Source organism: Mycobacterium sp. 3-98 (assembly GCF_035918355.1).
GTDB lineage: Bacteria > Actinomycetota > Actinomycetes > Mycobacteriales > Mycobacteriaceae > Mycobacterium > Mycobacterium intracellulare.
The window spans coordinates 436,349-451,208 of record NZ_CP142360.1 but is presented as its reverse complement, the minus strand read 5'-3'; the positions used below and the strand labels follow the sequence as shown (position 1 = coordinate 451,208).

Below are 14,860 nucleotides of genomic sequence, written 5' to 3'. Positions count from 1 at the left end.
AGCCGGGTTGCCGGCCCGCTCATCCGGCTCTGCGGGGTGGGTGCCGCCGGGCTCAGTGCTGGAGGAACGAAAAGTTCGGCAGCGGCGGCAAGCCGGGCACCATGGCCAGCAGGCTGGGCGTGTGCTGCTGGTTGGGCAGCGGAGCCTGCGCGGGGAGCCGGGCCGGGGCCGCGGGTGTCGTCTGGGCGAGCGGCACCAACGGGGCCGTGGCGGGGGCCGGGGCGACCGGGGCAACCGGGGCGACCGGGGCCGCTGGGGTGGCAGGGGCAGCCGGCGCCGGGGCGACCGGAGCGGCCGGGGCGGTGGCGGGTGCCGGAGCGACGGGTGGCTGGGCGGGTCGCCCGACCGGCGAGGCGGCCGGGGCCTGGGCCGGCGCCGGGGCGGCACCGCCTGGGGCGTTGACCCGGAAACCGTTGATGATGGCGTCGGTCGCCGGGGCGTCGGCGACGCTGACCGCGCGGTCGGTGGTCACCGCGAGCGAGACGAGGTATTTGTCGGGTCCCGACGTGGCGATGACGTGGCGCCGGGACGTGTTCAGCGTCAGGTCCCCGTCGCGGTAGGTGCCCTCGACGATGGACGACGGGAAGCCCCCGAAGTCGGCCATCGAGGCATTGGTGGGCTGCCACGCCGGCAGTTTCTGGCTGTCGACGTAGCCGTGGGTGATCGCCTCTTTCGGATCGAAATCCCCGACCAGCTTGTACACCACCACCTGGGCGTTGGAGGAATAGATGCTGCTGCCGCGCCGATCGGCGATGACCGCGAACGCGTCGGGCACGTTCGGGTCGGGCACCTGGGTCCAGCGGGCGGGCACCGGCAGCGTGATGTCGAGCGCCTTGAAGTTCTGCGGCTTCTGCGCCTCGAGCTTGACGCCCTTCGACTGCAGGAATTCACGAATCGTGCCGGAGGTCGCGGGCACGGGAGCCGGGGCCGCAGCCGGGGCCGGAGCGGCAGCCGGGGCGGCCGCGGCGGGTGCCGTCGTTCCTGGAGTCCCGGCGGTGGCCGGCGGCGCCAGGGGAGTGGCCGCCTGCGGCGCGGCGAGGTATCTGCTCGGAGGCACCAGCTCGGGCCCGAGGTTCTGCGGCGCCTGCGCGGGGACGGCGGGAACCGGTGCCGGCGCCGGGGGCAACGGGTCCGCCGATGCGGTGCCGCTCGCAACAACCGCCAAACCCATCAGGCCGGCGACCATGCCGCCGAGAAGTGCCCGGTGGACGGGGACGATGTCAATCATCTGCGTCGGTCCTTCCCATGGCTCAAATACCAGAAGCCGTCGATAGTGGCCGACTGTAACTAGAGGTCAAAGGCGCTGAACAGGCCCGAAATACACCTGGGATGAACCCCTGATCGGCGCGCAACGGAACCGAGACCAACCTGTGGCCGGCGAACGGCCGTGTCGGCCCTTATACCCTGTTCAGGTGACCGAATCCCCGACCACTTCGACAGGCGGCGGCCCTGGCGCCGCCCAGCCGGACTCCGACGCGCCGCCGCATCGTTACACCGCGGCGCTGGCGGGCCGGATCGAGGGCGCGTGGCAGGACAACTGGGCGAAGCTGGGGACGTTCAATGTGCCCAACCCGGTCGGATCGCTGGCGCCGCCAGACGGGTCTTCGGTCCCCGACGACAAGTTGTTCGTGCAGGACATGTTCCCCTACCCGTCGGGGGAGGGGCTGCACGTCGGCCACCCGCTGGGCTACATCGCGACGGACGTGTACGCCCGCTATTTCCGCATGACGGGCCGTAACGTGCTGCACGCGTTGGGGTTTGACGCATTCGGGCTGCCCGCCGAGCAGTACGCCGTGCAGACCGGCACCCACCCGCGCACCCGCACCGAGGCCAACGTCGTCAATTTCCGGCGCCAGCTGGGCCGCCTTGGGCTGGGCCACGACAGCCGACGCAGCTTCTCGACCACCGACGTCGAGTTCTACAAGTGGACGCAGTGGATCTTCCTGCAGATCTACAACGCCTGGTTCGACACCGCCGCCAACAAGGCGCGTCCCATCGCCGAGCTGGTCGCCGAATTCGATTCCGGGGCGCGCCGGCTCGAGGACGGGCGGGACTGGGCCGCCCTGTCGGCGGGGGAGCGGGCCGACGTGATCGATAGCCACCGGCTGGTCTACCGGGCCGACTCGATGGTGAACTGGTGCCCCGGGTTGGGCACCGTGCTGGCCAACGAGGAGGTGACCGCCGACGGCCGCAGCGACCGCGGCAACTTCCCGGTATTCCGGAAGCGGTTGCGGCAGTGGATGATGCGGATCACCGCCTATTCCGACCGGCTGCTCGACGACCTCGAACTGCTGGACTGGCCGGAGCCGGTCAAGGCCATGCAGCGCAACTGGATCGGCCGGTCCACCGGCGCCAAGGCGCTGTTCGCGGCGACCAAGGCCGACGGCGAGGCGGTCGACATCGAGGTGTTCACCACCCGGCCCGACACGCTGTTCGGCGCCACCTACTTGGTGCTGGCCCCCGAGCACGACCTGGTCGACGAGCTGGTCGCCGCCGCCTGGCCCGACGGCACCGACCCGCGTTGGACGTATCGCGCCGCGACGCCCGGCGAAGCCGTCGACGCCTACCGCAAGGCCATCGCCTCGAAGTCGGACCTCGAGCGCCAGGAGAGCAAGGCGAAGACCGGCGTCTTTTTGGGCAGCTACGCCACCAACCCCACCAACGGCAAGCCCGTGCCGATCTTCATCGCCGACTACGTGCTGGCCGGGTACGGGACCGGGGCCATCATGGCCGTCCCCGGCCACGACCAGCGGGACTGGGACTTCGCCCACGAGTTCGGCCTGCCCATCGTGGAAGTCATTGCCGGCGGGGATATTTCGGAAGCGGCCTACGCCGGTGACGGGGTGCTGGTCAACTCCGGCTACCTCGACGGCCTGGACGTGGCTGCCGCCAAGGAAAAGATCACCGCCCGCCTGGAGTCCGAAGGCCGGGGCCAGGCCCGCATCGAATTCAAGTTGCGCGACTGGCTTTTCGCCCGCCAGCGGTACTGGGGTGAACCGTTCCCGATCGTCTACGACGCCGACGGACGCGCGCACGCACTCGACGAAGCCGCGCTGCCGGTCGAGCTGCCCGACGTGCCGGACTACTCGCCCGTGCTGTTCGACCCCGACGACGCCGACAGCGAGCCCTCGCCGCCGCTGGCCAAGGCCACGGAATGGGTGCACGTCGAGCTGGATCTCGGCGACGGCCTCAAGCCCTACACCCGCGACACCAACGTGATGCCGCAGTGGGCCGGCAGCTCCTGGTACGAACTGCGCTACACCGACCCGCACAACTCGGAACGGTTCTGCGCCAAGGAGAATGAGGCCTACTGGATGGGCCCGCGGCCGGCCGAGCACGGCCCGCAGGATCCCGGCGGCGTCGACCTGTACGTCGGCGGCGCCGAACACGCCGTGCTGCACCTGCTCTATGCGCGGTTCTGGCACAAGGTTCTCTACGACCTGGGACACGTCAGCTCGCGGGAGCCCTACCGCCGGCTGGTCAACCAGGGCTACATCCAGGCCTTCGCCTACACCGACGCCCGAGGGTCGTACGTGCCCGCCGAAGAGGTGGTCGAGCGGGACGGCCGTTTCGTCTACCCGGGACCCGGGGGAGAGGTCGAAGTCTTCCAGGAGTTCGGCAAAATCGGTAAGAGCCTCAAGAATTCGATCTCGCCCGACGAGATCTGCGACGACTACGGCGCCGACACGCTGCGGGTCTACGAGATGTCGATGGGCCCGCTGGAGGCCTCCCGGCCCTGGGCGACCAAGGACGTCGTCGGGGCCCACCGATTCCTGCAGCGCGTGTGGCGGCTGGTGGTCGACGAACAGACCGGTGAGACGCGGGTCCTCGACGGGCCCGCGCAGGAGCTCGCCACCGGCACCCTGCGGATGCTGCACCGCACAATCGCCGGAGTCGCGGAAGACTATGCCGCACTGCGCAATAACACGGCCGCGGCCAAGCTGATCGAATACACCAACCACCTCACCAAGGAGCACCGTGAGGAGGTGCCCCGCGCGGCGGTCGAGCCGCTGGTGTTGATGCTGGCGCCCCTGGCTCCGCACCTGGCCGAGGAATTGTGGCTACGGCTCGGCCACACCACCTCGCTGGCGCACGGGCCGTTCCCGGTGGCCGACCCCGCGTACCTCGTCGACGACACGGTGGAATACCCGGTGCAGGTGAACGGCAAGGTGCGCGGACGCGTGACGGTGGCCGCCGACGCCGACCAGGACACGTTGAAGGCCGCCGCGCTGGCCGACGAGAAGGTTCAGGCGTTCCTGGCGGGTGCGAACCCGCGCAAGGTGATCGTGGTCCCCGGCCGGCTGGTCAACCTCGTCGTGTAACGCCGCTACCGACCGGCCGGCCGAAGCATCACCTCGTGGACGTGCCCGTCGGGTGGGGTGGCCACCACGTTGGCGACCGCGGCCGCAACGGTTTCCGGCTTCAAGAACTTGGCGGGATCGTAGCTTCCGCCTTCGAATTCGATGAGTTCGCGTTGCATGTCGGTGTCGGTGCGGCCCGGATAGACCGTGGTGACGCGCAAGTCCGGCTCGTCGTTGCGCAGGGAGTCCGCGAAGGCGCGGACGGCGAACTTGCTGGCCGAATAGGAGGCCATGCCGGGCGAGACGTTGCGGCCCGCTCCGGAGTTGATGAAGATGACCTGGCCACGGGCGCGTCGCAGCGCGGGCAACAGCGCCAGCGTGAGTTCCACCGGCCCAAAGACGTTGACGGCGAAGGTGGCACGCCACTCGTCGACGTGGGAATCGGCGACGTTCCCGGGGATCGACAGTCCCGCGTTGTGCACGAGCACGTCGAGTTCGTCCACGATTTCGCAGGCGGCCTCGATGTCGCCCCCGTCGGTCAGGTCCAGTGGAAAGGTGGTGGCATCGAGTCGCTCCGCGACCGCGTCGAGCCGATCGGATGGGCGGCCGGCCAGCAGCAGGGTGTGCGTCGGTGCCAGCGCCGTCGCGATCGCCGTACCGATCCCGCGTCCGGCGCCGGTGATGAGTGCAGTGGGCATGTGGAAAGTCTACCCAGACCCCAACGGCAAGCGAAAAGCGTTGAACGCCAGCAGCTTTCAGGCTTCCTGGCGGGCGGGCGGCACGCCGGCCGGGCCGGACGTGGGGTCGCCGGACGCCAACCGCTCCAGCGGCGCCAGCGCCTTCATCAGGGTGTCGAGGTCGTCGGTGGGGAGCTGGCTGAGCATGGCGGCCAGGGCCGCGCGGCGGTTGGCCAGCGACTCCCCGTGGACGGCTCGCCCGCGCGGGGTGATGTCGACCAGGACCGCCCGCAGATCGGACGGGTCGCGGGAACGCTTGACCAACCCCACCTTCTCGAGCCGGCGGATCGCCACGGTCGTGGTGGGAGTCCGCACCCGTTCGTGCGCCGCCAGATCGGTCATCCGGATGGGCCCCTGATCGAGCAAGGTGACCAGGATCGACAGCTGCGCCAGGGTCAGTTCCCCGGCGGCGGCCCCGCTGGGGTCCCCACGCCGCAGCATGGCAAACAATTTGGACAGCGCACGGTGCAAACCTTCGGCGAGCTCGGCAACGTCGGCCGGGTTCGATTCGCTGTCTGCCATAAATCGGGAGTCTAACCCGTTATCAGGTGCTTACAAGGTAGCTATTGCCCATTAGGGCAGTGGGGATCAAAGCACTTGGGACAAAAACCGCTGCAGCCGTTCGGTCTCGGCGGCTTCGAATATCTGCTCGGGCGGGCCCGATTCCACGACCTTGCCGTGATCCATGAAAACCACCGCGTCGGATGCCGACCGGGCGAAACCCATTTCGTGGGTTACGACAACCATTGTCATGCCGTCGGCACCGAGGTCGGCAATGAGTTCTAAAATTCCCTTGACCATTTCGGGATCCAGCGCCGAGGTCGCCTCGTCGAAAAACATCACCTGCGGCGACATCGCCAGGGCGCGGGCGATCGCCACCCGCTGTTGTTGGCCGCCCGACAGCATGCCGGGGCGGGAACCGGCCTTGTGTTTCAGGCCAACTCGGTCCAGCTGGGTCAGCGCCAAGTCGCGCGCCTGGTCGGCGGGCAGACGCCACAACTTGCGCGGTGCCAGGGCCACGTTGTCCAGTACGGTGCGGTGCGGGAAGAGATTGAAATGCTGGAACACCATGCCGATGCGCTGGCGTAGCTGGTCGGGATCGTCTTTCAACACCGACCTGCCGTCGAGCAGGATGTCGCCGCTGTCCGGCTCGTGCAAGCGGTTGAGCGTGCGCAGCAGCGTCGACTTGCCCGAGCCGGACGGCCCGATGACCGCCACCGTGCTGCCGGCGGGGACGTCGATATCGACGCCGAGAAGCACCGCGGTACCGTCCAGGGTTTTGTGAATGCCGTTGCACGCCAAAGAGACTGACGAACGGGCCACGACGCCCGAACTCACGTGATCTCCTGGCCGAACGTCGAGGTGAGCATGTCGGGCCGGTCCTCGGGGTCGACCGCGGCGCGACCACGGCGCAGCCGAGCGTCGATGTAATTCACCAAATGCGTTAACGGCACGGTCAATATCAGGTAGAAGGCGCCGGCGGCGACGAGCGGCGACAGGTTGCCGGTCTGCGCGTTGAGGTCGCGGCCCACCTGGAACAGCTCCCGCTGGTCGGCGACCAGGCCCAGGAAGTACACCAGCGCAGAGGCTTTCAGCAACGCGATGAATTGATTGACCAGCGCCGGCAGCACTCGTCGCACTCCCTGGGGCACCACCACCAACCGCATCGCCACCGGATAGCTGAACCCCAGCGCGCGGGACGCTTCCAACTGGCCGGGATCGACGCTTTGGATCCCCGAGCGCAGGATTTCGCCGATGTAGGCGGCGGCCATCATCCCCAACGCGGCAACGCCGATCGGATACGGGTTGTTGTTGGTCAACCCGCCCACTATCGGCCCGACACCGAGCCCGATGATCAGGATGATCACCACTTCCGGGAGCCCCCGGAAAACGTCGGTGTACACGCGCGCTGGCCAGCGCAGCCAGCGCGACTGTGATATTCCGGCGATGGCCAGCAGCATGCCCAGCGTCAGCCCGATCGCGCTGGCGCTGCTGGTCAGGATCAGCGTGTTGGGCAGCCCCGTGCTGAACAGAGCGGGAATGGCCTGGCGGTACATCTCCCAGTCGAAGAACGAGTCACGCAACTGCGCAAGCGTCGACTTGGGCGCGGCCGGGCCCACGTTCTTGTGGTGTTGACTCGCCGCGATGGCGGCGAAATCCGGCAGGACCGGCGGGGGCGCGGCCAGCGATCCGGGCTTCCAGCCCGGCGGCAGGGTGCGGGGAACCCACTGCGAGTACAGGTTTGACCAGGTGCCGTCGGCGATCACGGCGTCGAGCCCGGAATTCAGTGCGTCCACCAAAGGCTTGTTGTCCTTGGCCACCGCGTACGCCACGAAGCCCTCGTTGCTGAAGGCGTGCGCCACGATCACCGCCGGATCGCCCCGCTGGATCGTGCTGGCCGCCTCCCCGGCCGGCGCCACCCACGCGTCGATCTGGCGCGTCTTGAGGCTGGCATACACGGTGGCGAAGTCGGGGTACTTCACCGGCTGCAAATGCAGATTGTCGACGACGTAGGACTCTTCGACGGTGCCCTGCACGACGCCGATGCGCTGCCGGGCGGTCAGATTGCTGAAGTCTTTTATGGCGGAGCCGGGGGGCACCACCAGCGAGTAGTAGCCGAAGTCGTAGCCGTTGGTGAAGGCGACGGTCCGGCGGCGCTCCGCGGTGGCCTTGATCGACGAGGACCCGACGTCGAAGCGGTGCGTCGCCACCTGTGCGAGCAGCCCGGCGAAATCCGTGCCGACGAAGCGGACTTGAAGACCGAGCTTGCGGGCGATCGCCCGCAGCAGCTGGTTGTCGAACCCGCTGTACTGGCCGGTGGGGGTGATGCAGATGTGGGGCGGAGCGCCCGAGAGGGTGCCGACGGTCAACACCCCCGGCGTGCCCAAACCCAGGGTGTCGACGTTCACCGAACTCAACGGCTCGACGCCGGGCGTGGTGTGCTCGTCGGGCCGGCCCATGGCGCCGCTATGGGCCAGTTCCTCCGGCAACACGGCCGCACTCTTCGGGCCGGCGGGCGCGCATTGGTTCCGGTCGGCCGCCGCGGGACTGGCCAGCGTGATCGACGTCGACCCCCACACCACCAGCAATGTCGAGGCCAGTGCGAACAGCTTGGCAAGGCGCGTGGCGCGCCGGCGCACGGGCAAACTCATCACTGCCACCGTATCGACCCGGCGGCGGCACGGCCCGGACAGCGCCGGTTCTACAGCGCCAACGACGCTTCGGCCGAGATCGCCTCGCCGCCGGTAATCACTTGAAGGGGGCCGGCAGCCACGCGTCCGATGTCGTCGGACGGCGTGAAGACCCTGCGCCGAACCAGCTCGGCAAGCATGGTCTGGGCCATCAGGTAGGAGCGGTCGACGCAGGCCGCCCGCGCGGCGTCGGGATCGCGGCGGTGTATCGCGGAGTTCTCGTCCTCGTAGAACGGCAGTATTTCCTCGCGTCCGCCCTGATAGGTCGTCCAGAACAGGCGGGGGATGAGGTTTTGCGAGGCGCGGATCGTCGCGTGCAGCCGCGGCCCGGCGTACTCGTCGTTGACGGTGCGCCGATATTCGGCGGCGATATCGCTGAACGCGCGCGCATCCTTGGCGGCGCGCAGCGAGCGCATGAGGGTGTCGAGCTGCCCCAGGATCCGCGGGGTGGGGTTGGTCGCCGCGCGTGCGGACGCGATCCCGTTGAGGAGCCCGTCCAGTTCGTGGTGCTCGAGGACGGTGGCTTCATCGAAACGCTCGACAAAGGCGCCGCGGTGGTACCGGGTGGACACAATGCCGTCGTGCTCGAGTTGGACCAGTGCCTCCTGAATGGGGACCCGGCTGACTCCCAAGCCCAGCGCAATTTCGTTGCGGTCGACGCGGTCCCCGCTGCGCAGCTTGCCGGTCAACAACAGGTGGAGGATGTGCGAAACAACCAGGTCCTTTTCTTTGACCCCGTATTTCTTCGGCATCTTTTTGTCGAATCTCTTTCGCGCCGGTTCGGCCATCTGGCGCTGAGAGTTTCTCACGAATTGACGCGCGCGTTCACGTGTTTGGCGAATGAACCCGGAGCAAAGCCGGCGGCCGCCCATTCAGCGGTTATTGCGCCACTTGCATAACGCTTCGGCGTCGCTCAGGTCGTAACCCGGGCCGTCGCATCCCACGGTCAGCAGTGTGACGCCGAGGCCGACCAGCGTTTCGGCGTTGGCCAGCAGTTCGCCGCCGTTTTTCACGGCCGCCGAGCGTTCGATGCCGGCCGGAGCGCGACCGACGTCGGCGCAGTGGCGCGCCAGGACCTCCGACTTGGCCGGGAACTCGTCGGCGGCGGTGAAGCTGTGCCAGATGTGCGCGTGTTCGGCGACCAGTCGCAGCGTCTTACGTTCGCCCCCGCCGCCGATCAGGATCGGGATCTCCCGGGTGGGCGCCGGGTTCAGCTTGGCCAGCCGGCTTTTGATCCGGGGGAGCGCGGTCGCCAGGTCGTCGAGGCGACTGCCGGCGGTGCCGAATTCGTAGCCGTACTCGTCGTAGTCCTTTTGCTTCCACCCCGAACCGATGCCCAGGATCAGTCGCCCGTCGGAGATGTGGTCGACGGTGCGGGCCATATCGGCGAGCAGTTCCGGGTTGCGGTAGGAGTTACACGTCACCAGCGCACCGATCTGAATGCGCGACGTCTGCTCGGCCCAAGCCCCGAGCATGGTCCAGCATTCGAAATGCGCGCCGTCCGGATCGCCGTAGAGCGGGAAGAAATGGTCCCAGTTGAAGGCGATGTCCACGCCGATGTCCTCGCACCGGCGCACGGCGTCGCGGATCTGACCGTACTGCGGAGCGTGTTGGGGTTGTAGCTGCACACCGATACGAACAGGAAGCTCAGAAGTCATGGCTCCACCGTAAGCCCCGTCAGGCCACCGGCGCCGCCTCGATCCGTTCGCGCACCACGCAATGCGTTCCGCTGTAGACGGTGGGCATGCATTTCATGCAGTGGATGCACAACCCTTCGGTGGCGGAATCCTCTCGAAAACGGTTGACCAGGAAGGGATCTCGTAGCAGCGCGCGGGCCATGGCGACGAACTCGAACCCCTCGGCCAGGGCGCCTTCGACCGTGTCGAGCCGGTTGATGCCGCCGAGAAGGATCAAGGGCATCGACATCGCCGCGCGGAACTGGCGCGCGAGTGCTGAGAAGAACGCCTCTTCGAACGGATAGGCCCGGAACAGCCGCCGGCCCATCACGCGCAGACCCACGCCGACCGGCCGGGGTTGGGAGGCGATGAATTCGTCCATGGGGACATCGCCGCGGAAGTAGTACATCGGGTTGAGTAGCGAGCTGCCGCCGGTCAACTGCAACGCGTCGAGGTGCCCGTCGGACTCCAGCAGCCGCGCCGTGGGGATGCTGTCGTCGAGCCAGAAGCCACCCCGCACCCCGTCGTCCATGTTGAACTTGGCGGTGACGGCAACGGAGTCGCCGACGGTGGCCCGGACCCGTTCGGCGACGCGACGGGCCAGTTCGGCGCGGCGCACGGTGTCGCCGCCGAAGCGGTCGGTGCGCCTGTTCAGATTCGGGCTGAAGAACGAACTGAGCAAATAGCCATGGCCCATGTGGATTTCGAGGGCGTCGAATCCGGCGTCGACCGCGTTTTGGGCCGCTGTCCCGAAGCCGTCGACGACCGCGTCGAGTTGTTCGGCGGTGGCCGCGCGAACCAGTCCCATGGCCGGCGCGCTCACCCGGGTGGACGGCGCCAGGGTCGGCGTCCGGTTCGACAGCGTGTTGGCGACCAGCCCGGCGTGGCCGATTTGGGCGCACACGAGCGCACCCGCGGCATGCACGGCCTCGGTCAGTCGGCGCAGCTGGGGCACGCGGTCGCGGTCCAGCACGACGGTGTCGCGGTGAACGCGGCCGCCCGGGGAGATCGCGCAGTAGGCCACGGTCGTCATCGCGGCCCCGCCGCGCGCGACCTCGGTGTGGAAGTCGATCAGCGCGTCGCTGACCGTGCCGCGCGGCATCACGCCCTCGAACGTCGCCGCCTTGATGAAGCGGTTCTTCAGGGTGAGGGGACCCAGCCGCAGCGGGCTGAATGCCAGTTTCGATACCATTGGCACCGAAATATAGCACGACGGGCTGATCACAGATCGGAGAACCACGCATGCTCGTAGCCGTGACGGGCGGAACCGGATATCTCGGCGCGCATACGGTGCGCGCATTGATCCAGGCCGGTCACGAGGTGAAGCTGTTGGCCGCCCCCACCGACCCCACCGCCGTCCTCGACCGGCTACGAGCGCTCGGTCCCGTGACGGTATTGACCGGTGACGTGAGGTCCGCCGCGACCGTCGAGGAACTTCTCGCCGGAGCCGACGCCCTATTGCACGCCGCCGGCGTCGTGGGCACCGACGAACGCCGCGCGCAGTTGATGTGGGACGTCAATGCCTATGCGACGGAGGCGATCCTGACCCGCGCGGTCGCCCTCGCGCTCGACCCGGTGGTGTTGGTCAGCAGCTACAGCGCGCTGTTCCCGCCGCCCGACGGCGCCATTTCGCCCGACTCGCCCACGGCGTGCGGCCGCAGCGCGTACGCGAAGACCAAGGGTTACGCCGACCGGGTCGCCCGGCGGTTGCAGGAGACCGGCGCGCCCGTCGTGGTGACATACCCCTCGAGCGTCGTGGGACCGGCCTTCGGCACCGCCCCCGGCGTCACCGAACAAGGGTGGGCGCCGATCGTGCGGTGGGCGGTGGCACCGAAGGTGCGCGGCGGCATGCAGATGGTCGACGTGCGAGACGTCGCCGACGTGCATGCGCGGATCATGCGGGCCGGCCGCGGCCCGCGCCGCTACGTGTGCGGGGGGCAGCTGCTCACCTTCGACGAGATGATCGACGCGCTCGAAGAGGGGCTGGGCCGGCGGGTGCGGCGCGTGCGGCTATCGCCGGGCGCGTTGCGCGGCATCGGCCGCCTGGCCGACGTCGCCGGCCGATACATCGCGCTCGGCGACGGCCTCAGTTACGAAGCCGCGCTGCTGCTGACCGCCGCCACCCCCACCGACGACAGCAAGACCGTGGGCGACCTCGGAATCACGTGGCGATCCCCGAAAGCCGCGATCGTCGAATCATTGCGGGTGCGACGCGGCGACGGCCGTGATCAACAGCTGCGCGACCCGGTTTCGTAGGGTCTCGGAGTCGTCCTCGATGGCCACCGTCGTGACGAACAGCGCGGCCCCCGCCGCCATCGCCAGGGTTGCCCGGGCGTCGACGTCGGCTCGGCGGCGCTTGGCGGGCGTCGTCGCCTGCACGTCGTCGGCGAAAAGTTGAACGGCCGGCCCGCTGAACCTTGCCCACAGGTCCCGGCGTAAGTCGTCGTTTTCGCCGAGGGCCAGCAGCAGACCCGGAACCGCGGCCCGCACGTCGGGCCTGGCGAACAGCTCGTGACTTCCGCGCACCACCCAGTCGATCCAGCCGGTCAGATCGGTACCGGAAAACGGTGCCAGATCAGGGGTTTCACCGAGGATCGCGTGCAGCACCAGTTCCGCCTTAGACGACCAGCGACGGTTCAGACTGGATCGCCCGACGCCGGTCCGCGCCGCGACGAGGCGCATGCTCAACCCGTCCCACCCGACCTCGACCAACAGGTCACGGGTCACCGACAGCACGCGCTCGTCGATCGAGGTGTCACGCGGCCGCCCGGAGGCCCTGGCGCTGCGGTCGTGGTCGGTCATGACGGCTCAGGGTGCGTCGAGCACCCCGCGCAGCAGGTCGATCAGCGCGAGGGGTTGGTCGCTCTGCACGGAGTGCCCCGAGTTCTCGACCACGTGGGCGGCGCGGAAATGCTTTGCGCGACGGGCGAGTTCGGCCGCGTCATCGTCGCTGACGAAGCCCGAACTGCCACCGCGCACGAGCGTCACGGGTGCGGACAACGCGTCGACGTCGTCCCACAGGCCGGAGAAGTCGGGGAAGGTGCGGATGGCGTCGTAGCGCCACGTCCAGCTGCCGTTGTCGAGCTTGCGGGAGTTGTGGAACACCCCGCGGCGCAGCGCCTTCACCTCGCGGTGCGGCGCGGCGGCGATCGTCAGGTCCAGCATGGCCTGGAAGCTGGGGAACTCCCGTTCGCCGTGCATCAGCGCGACCGTGCCCTGCTGCTCCTTGGTCATCTCGGAATGGCGTTGCAGCGCCGAGGGGGTGACGTCGATCAGCACGAGTTCCTTGACCAGCTCGGGTGCCACCGCGCCCAGCCGGATCGCGGTCAGCCCGCCGAGCGACATGCCCACGACGAGGTTGGCCGACGGTGCGTGCTGGCGCAGGAGCGGCAGTAAGGTGTCGGCGTTGAGCCGCGGCGAATAGTCGCCGTCCTCGCGCCAGGCGGAGTGGCCGTGGCCGGGAAGGTCGACTGCCAGCGCGGGCTCACCGAGGCCGACGATGACCGTGTCCCAGGTGTGCGCGTTCTGCCCGCCGCCGTGGATGAACACGATGCGCGGCGCGGCGCCGCCCCAGCGCAGCGCGCTGATCTTGCCCTCACCGGTGCCCGATTCGACGCGTTCGACGTCGGGCAGCGGGCCGGACACCCCGGCCTGCTCGGCGTTTTCATGCAACAGCGCGAATTCAGGTAGCTGCGCCAGTTCGTCCTCAGATACGTCGGTCACGATCATTGACCCTAGACCGCTCTAGAGGACATAGCGGCGGCGAATGCCGCGGAAGCGTTCCCACATCTGGGCGGCGCGTTCTCCGGCGCTCACCATGGCGGTTCCTTCGGGGAGCGCGCCGCGCAGCGCGTCATACTTGACCACCCGGGTGTCCAGCGCGGCGGGTTGGCCCTCGAGCATGTGCCGATAGGTCAGGTTGCCGCGTTCGAAGCCCTGGGTGTCCAGCCAGTTGTGCACGCCGGGATCACGGTGAGCCATCACCAGCCGGATGCGTCCGTCCGGGTCGGCCCTGGTGCGGCTCGGCGTGTAGCTCACCGGGCGGTACAGGTAGTCCATGCTGTTGAAGAAGACGCCCATGTTGGTGAACATCCACAACCCGTCGTGGGCGTCGAATTCGACGATCAGCGCCTCGTCGGCGGCCAGCTCCCAATACATGTTGGTGGCGGCTCGGCCGCGCTTGGTGTCGGCGTCGGTCGCCCCGACGCCGGGAAACCTGTTCGGGTGGTAGGCGTCGACGCCGCCGTATTGGAACGGGAACTCGGGCCAATCCGACATCAGGCCGGTGACGAAATCGCCGGCCCACCGCATCGCCTCGACCATGTCGGCGGGCGTGGGCAGCGGTTTGGGGCCGGCCATGTCGACGCGCTCGATGCGTAGCTGCGCGGGGAGCTCGTCCCAGCGGTCAAACCCTTGGCGGATGAACAGCTTTCGTGAGTCGGGCGTGGTGGGCAGCCAGTTCGGCCCGCGCTCCGGACCGCCGATGTAGAGCTCGAACGCCCCGTCTTCGCCGGTGCGGAGCTGATGGCCGAGCAGGTTGGCTTCCGGTGTGTCGCCGAAGGGTTCGTGCAGCACGCCGGGTCCGGGGGTGCGTCGGCCCTGCACGGTGACGTTGAAGAATCGCGCGGTGCCGCGGGTGCCGGTGAGCCGGTAGGTCGAGTGCCCGTCGATCCAGGCCTGTTGATAGGTGAAGTCGGCGCAGTCACCGCCGAGCTTGCGGGTGGGGCCGCTGAAGGTGTGCAGCGCGGGGTAGCCGGTGTCGCGAGTTTCGAGGGCCAGGTCGAAGGCCTGGCCGAGGTTTTGGGTGAGGAACCGGTAGGCGTCGACGCGATGACTGCCCGACGTGGGGTTGGGGTCCTTGAAGACGCGCTCGCCGGCGCGCCGCAGCCGCTCGCAGAATTCGGTCCAGGCTTCCTGGAGGGCCGCGTCGTCCGGACCGTCACCGAAGGCCATGC

The 14,860-nt window shown here is 68.6% G+C and carries 13 protein-coding genes; 2 read left to right on the top strand and 11 right to left on the bottom strand.

Going from position 1 to position 14,860, the window contains the following annotated elements; genetic code table 11:
* Positions 1-52: 52 nt before the first annotated feature.
* Complete coding sequence (locus QGN30_RS02275) at positions 53-1,228, bottom strand: LpqN/LpqT family lipoprotein (RefSeq protein WP_233042322.1); 1,176 nt, start codon at positions 1,226-1,228, stop codon at positions 53-55.
* Between the two features lie 184 nt (positions 1,229-1,412).
* On the opposite strand from QGN30_RS02275, the gene leuS reads away from it, so the two are divergent.
* Positions 1,413-4,322: a leucine--tRNA ligase gene (leuS, locus tag QGN30_RS02270; RefSeq protein WP_038534679.1), complete on the top strand. Its 2,910-nt coding sequence runs from the start codon at positions 1,413-1,415 to the stop codon at positions 4,320-4,322.
* Positions 4,323-4,327: 5 nt separating this feature from the next.
* On the opposite strand, the gene QGN30_RS02265 is transcribed toward leuS, so the two are convergent.
* The 7 genes from QGN30_RS02265 to QGN30_RS02235 all read right to left on the bottom strand — a co-directional run bounded on the left by QGN30_RS02265 (position 4,328) and on the right by QGN30_RS02235 (position 11,097).
* A complete protein-coding gene (locus QGN30_RS02265; RefSeq protein ID WP_009954166.1) occupies positions 4,328-4,999 on the bottom strand; it encodes an SDR family oxidoreductase in 672 nt (223 codons plus the stop codon).
* A gap of 57 nt (positions 5,000-5,056) precedes the next feature.
* Positions 5,057-5,560 (bottom strand): MarR family winged helix-turn-helix transcriptional regulator, encoded by a 504-nt coding sequence (locus QGN30_RS02260; RefSeq protein WP_009954167.1) that lies wholly within the window; start codon positions 5,558-5,560, stop codon positions 5,057-5,059.
* A gap of 66 nt (positions 5,561-5,626) precedes the next feature.
* Positions 5,627-6,376 carry an amino acid ABC transporter ATP-binding protein gene (locus QGN30_RS02255; RefSeq protein ID WP_201358546.1) on the bottom strand — a complete coding sequence of 250 codons (750 nt, stop codon included), beginning with the start codon at positions 6,374-6,376 and terminating at the stop codon, positions 5,627-5,629.
* Positions 6,373-8,190 (bottom strand): ABC transporter substrate-binding protein/permease, encoded by a 1,818-nt coding sequence (locus QGN30_RS02250; protein WP_041784732.1) that lies wholly within the window; start codon positions 8,188-8,190, stop codon positions 6,373-6,375. Before QGN30_RS02250 ends, QGN30_RS02255 begins: the two co-directional genes overlap by 4 nt.
* Before the next feature lie 50 nt (positions 8,191-8,240).
* A complete protein-coding gene (locus tag QGN30_RS02245; RefSeq protein ID WP_008262639.1) occupies positions 8,241-8,981 on the bottom strand; it encodes a GntR family transcriptional regulator in 741 nt (246 codons plus the stop codon).
* 120 nt (positions 8,982-9,101) lie between these two features.
* Positions 9,102-9,887 (bottom strand): LLM class F420-dependent oxidoreductase, encoded by a 786-nt coding sequence (locus tag QGN30_RS02240; protein ID WP_248923308.1) that lies wholly within the window; start codon positions 9,885-9,887, stop codon positions 9,102-9,104.
* 19 nt (positions 9,888-9,906) lie between these two features.
* Positions 9,907-11,097, bottom strand: a complete 1,191-nt coding sequence (locus QGN30_RS02235; protein WP_248923309.1) for an NADH:flavin oxidoreductase — start codon at positions 11,095-11,097, stop codon at positions 9,907-9,909.
* 50 nt (positions 11,098-11,147) lie between these two features.
* On the opposite strand from QGN30_RS02235, the gene QGN30_RS02230 reads away from it, so the two are divergent.
* Positions 11,148-12,161 (top strand): NAD-dependent epimerase/dehydratase family protein, encoded by a 1,014-nt coding sequence (locus QGN30_RS02230; RefSeq protein ID WP_248923310.1) that lies wholly within the window; start codon positions 11,148-11,150, stop codon positions 12,159-12,161.
* On the opposite strand, the gene QGN30_RS02225 is transcribed toward QGN30_RS02230, so the two are convergent.
* The 3 genes from QGN30_RS02225 to QGN30_RS02215 are packed head-to-tail and all read right to left on the bottom strand — an operon-like array spanning position 12,102 to position 14,858.
* Positions 12,102-12,707: a TetR/AcrR family transcriptional regulator gene (locus tag QGN30_RS02225; RefSeq protein ID WP_095562371.1), complete on the bottom strand. Its 606-nt coding sequence runs from the start codon at positions 12,705-12,707 to the stop codon at positions 12,102-12,104. The genes QGN30_RS02230 and QGN30_RS02225 overlap by 60 nt on opposite strands.
* A gap of 6 nt (positions 12,708-12,713) precedes the next feature.
* Positions 12,714-13,634 carry an alpha/beta fold hydrolase gene (locus QGN30_RS02220; RefSeq protein WP_248923311.1) on the bottom strand — a complete coding sequence of 307 codons (921 nt, stop codon included), beginning with the start codon at positions 13,632-13,634 and terminating at the stop codon, positions 12,714-12,716.
* 15 nt (positions 13,635-13,649) lie between these two features.
* Positions 13,650-14,858: a DUF1214 domain-containing protein gene (locus tag QGN30_RS02215; RefSeq protein WP_038534698.1), complete on the bottom strand. Its 1,209-nt coding sequence runs from the start codon at positions 14,856-14,858 to the stop codon at positions 13,650-13,652.
* Between the last annotated feature and the right edge of the window lie 2 nt (positions 14,859-14,860).

Coding starts and splice junctions, on each gene's coding strand:
- QGN30_RS02250 (WP_041784732.1), bottom strand. CDS start 8,190: ATGAGTTTGCCCGTGCGCCGGCGCGCCACGCGCCTTGCCAAGCTGTTC.
- QGN30_RS02215 (WP_038534698.1), bottom strand. CDS start 14,858: ATGGCCTTCGGTGACGGTCCGGACGACGCGGCCCTCCAGGAAGCCTGG.
- QGN30_RS02265 (WP_009954166.1), bottom strand. CDS start 4,999: ATGCCCACTGCACTCATCACCGGCGCCGGACGCGGGATCGGTACGGCG.
- QGN30_RS02260 (WP_009954167.1), bottom strand. CDS start 5,560: ATGGCAGACAGCGAATCGAACCCGGCCGACGTTGCCGAGCTCGCCGAA.
- QGN30_RS02240 (WP_248923308.1), bottom strand. CDS start 9,887: ATGACTTCTGAGCTTCCTGTTCGTATCGGTGTGCAGCTACAACCCCAA.
- QGN30_RS02230 (WP_248923310.1), top strand. CDS start 11,148: ATGCTCGTAGCCGTGACGGGCGGAACCGGATATCTCGGCGCGCATACG.
- QGN30_RS02225 (WP_095562371.1), bottom strand. CDS start 12,707: ATGACCGACCACGACCGCAGCGCCAGGGCCTCCGGGCGGCCGCGTGAC.
- QGN30_RS02245 (WP_008262639.1), bottom strand. CDS start 8,981: ATGCCGAAGAAATACGGGGTCAAAGAAAAGGACCTGGTTGTTTCGCAC.
- QGN30_RS02275 (WP_233042322.1), bottom strand. CDS start 1,228: ATGATTGACATCGTCCCCGTCCACCGGGCACTTCTCGGCGGCATGGTC.
- QGN30_RS02235 (WP_248923309.1), bottom strand. CDS start 11,097: ATGGTATCGAAACTGGCATTCAGCCCGCTGCGGCTGGGTCCCCTCACC.
- QGN30_RS02220 (WP_248923311.1), bottom strand. CDS start 13,634: ATGATCGTGACCGACGTATCTGAGGACGAACTGGCGCAGCTACCTGAA.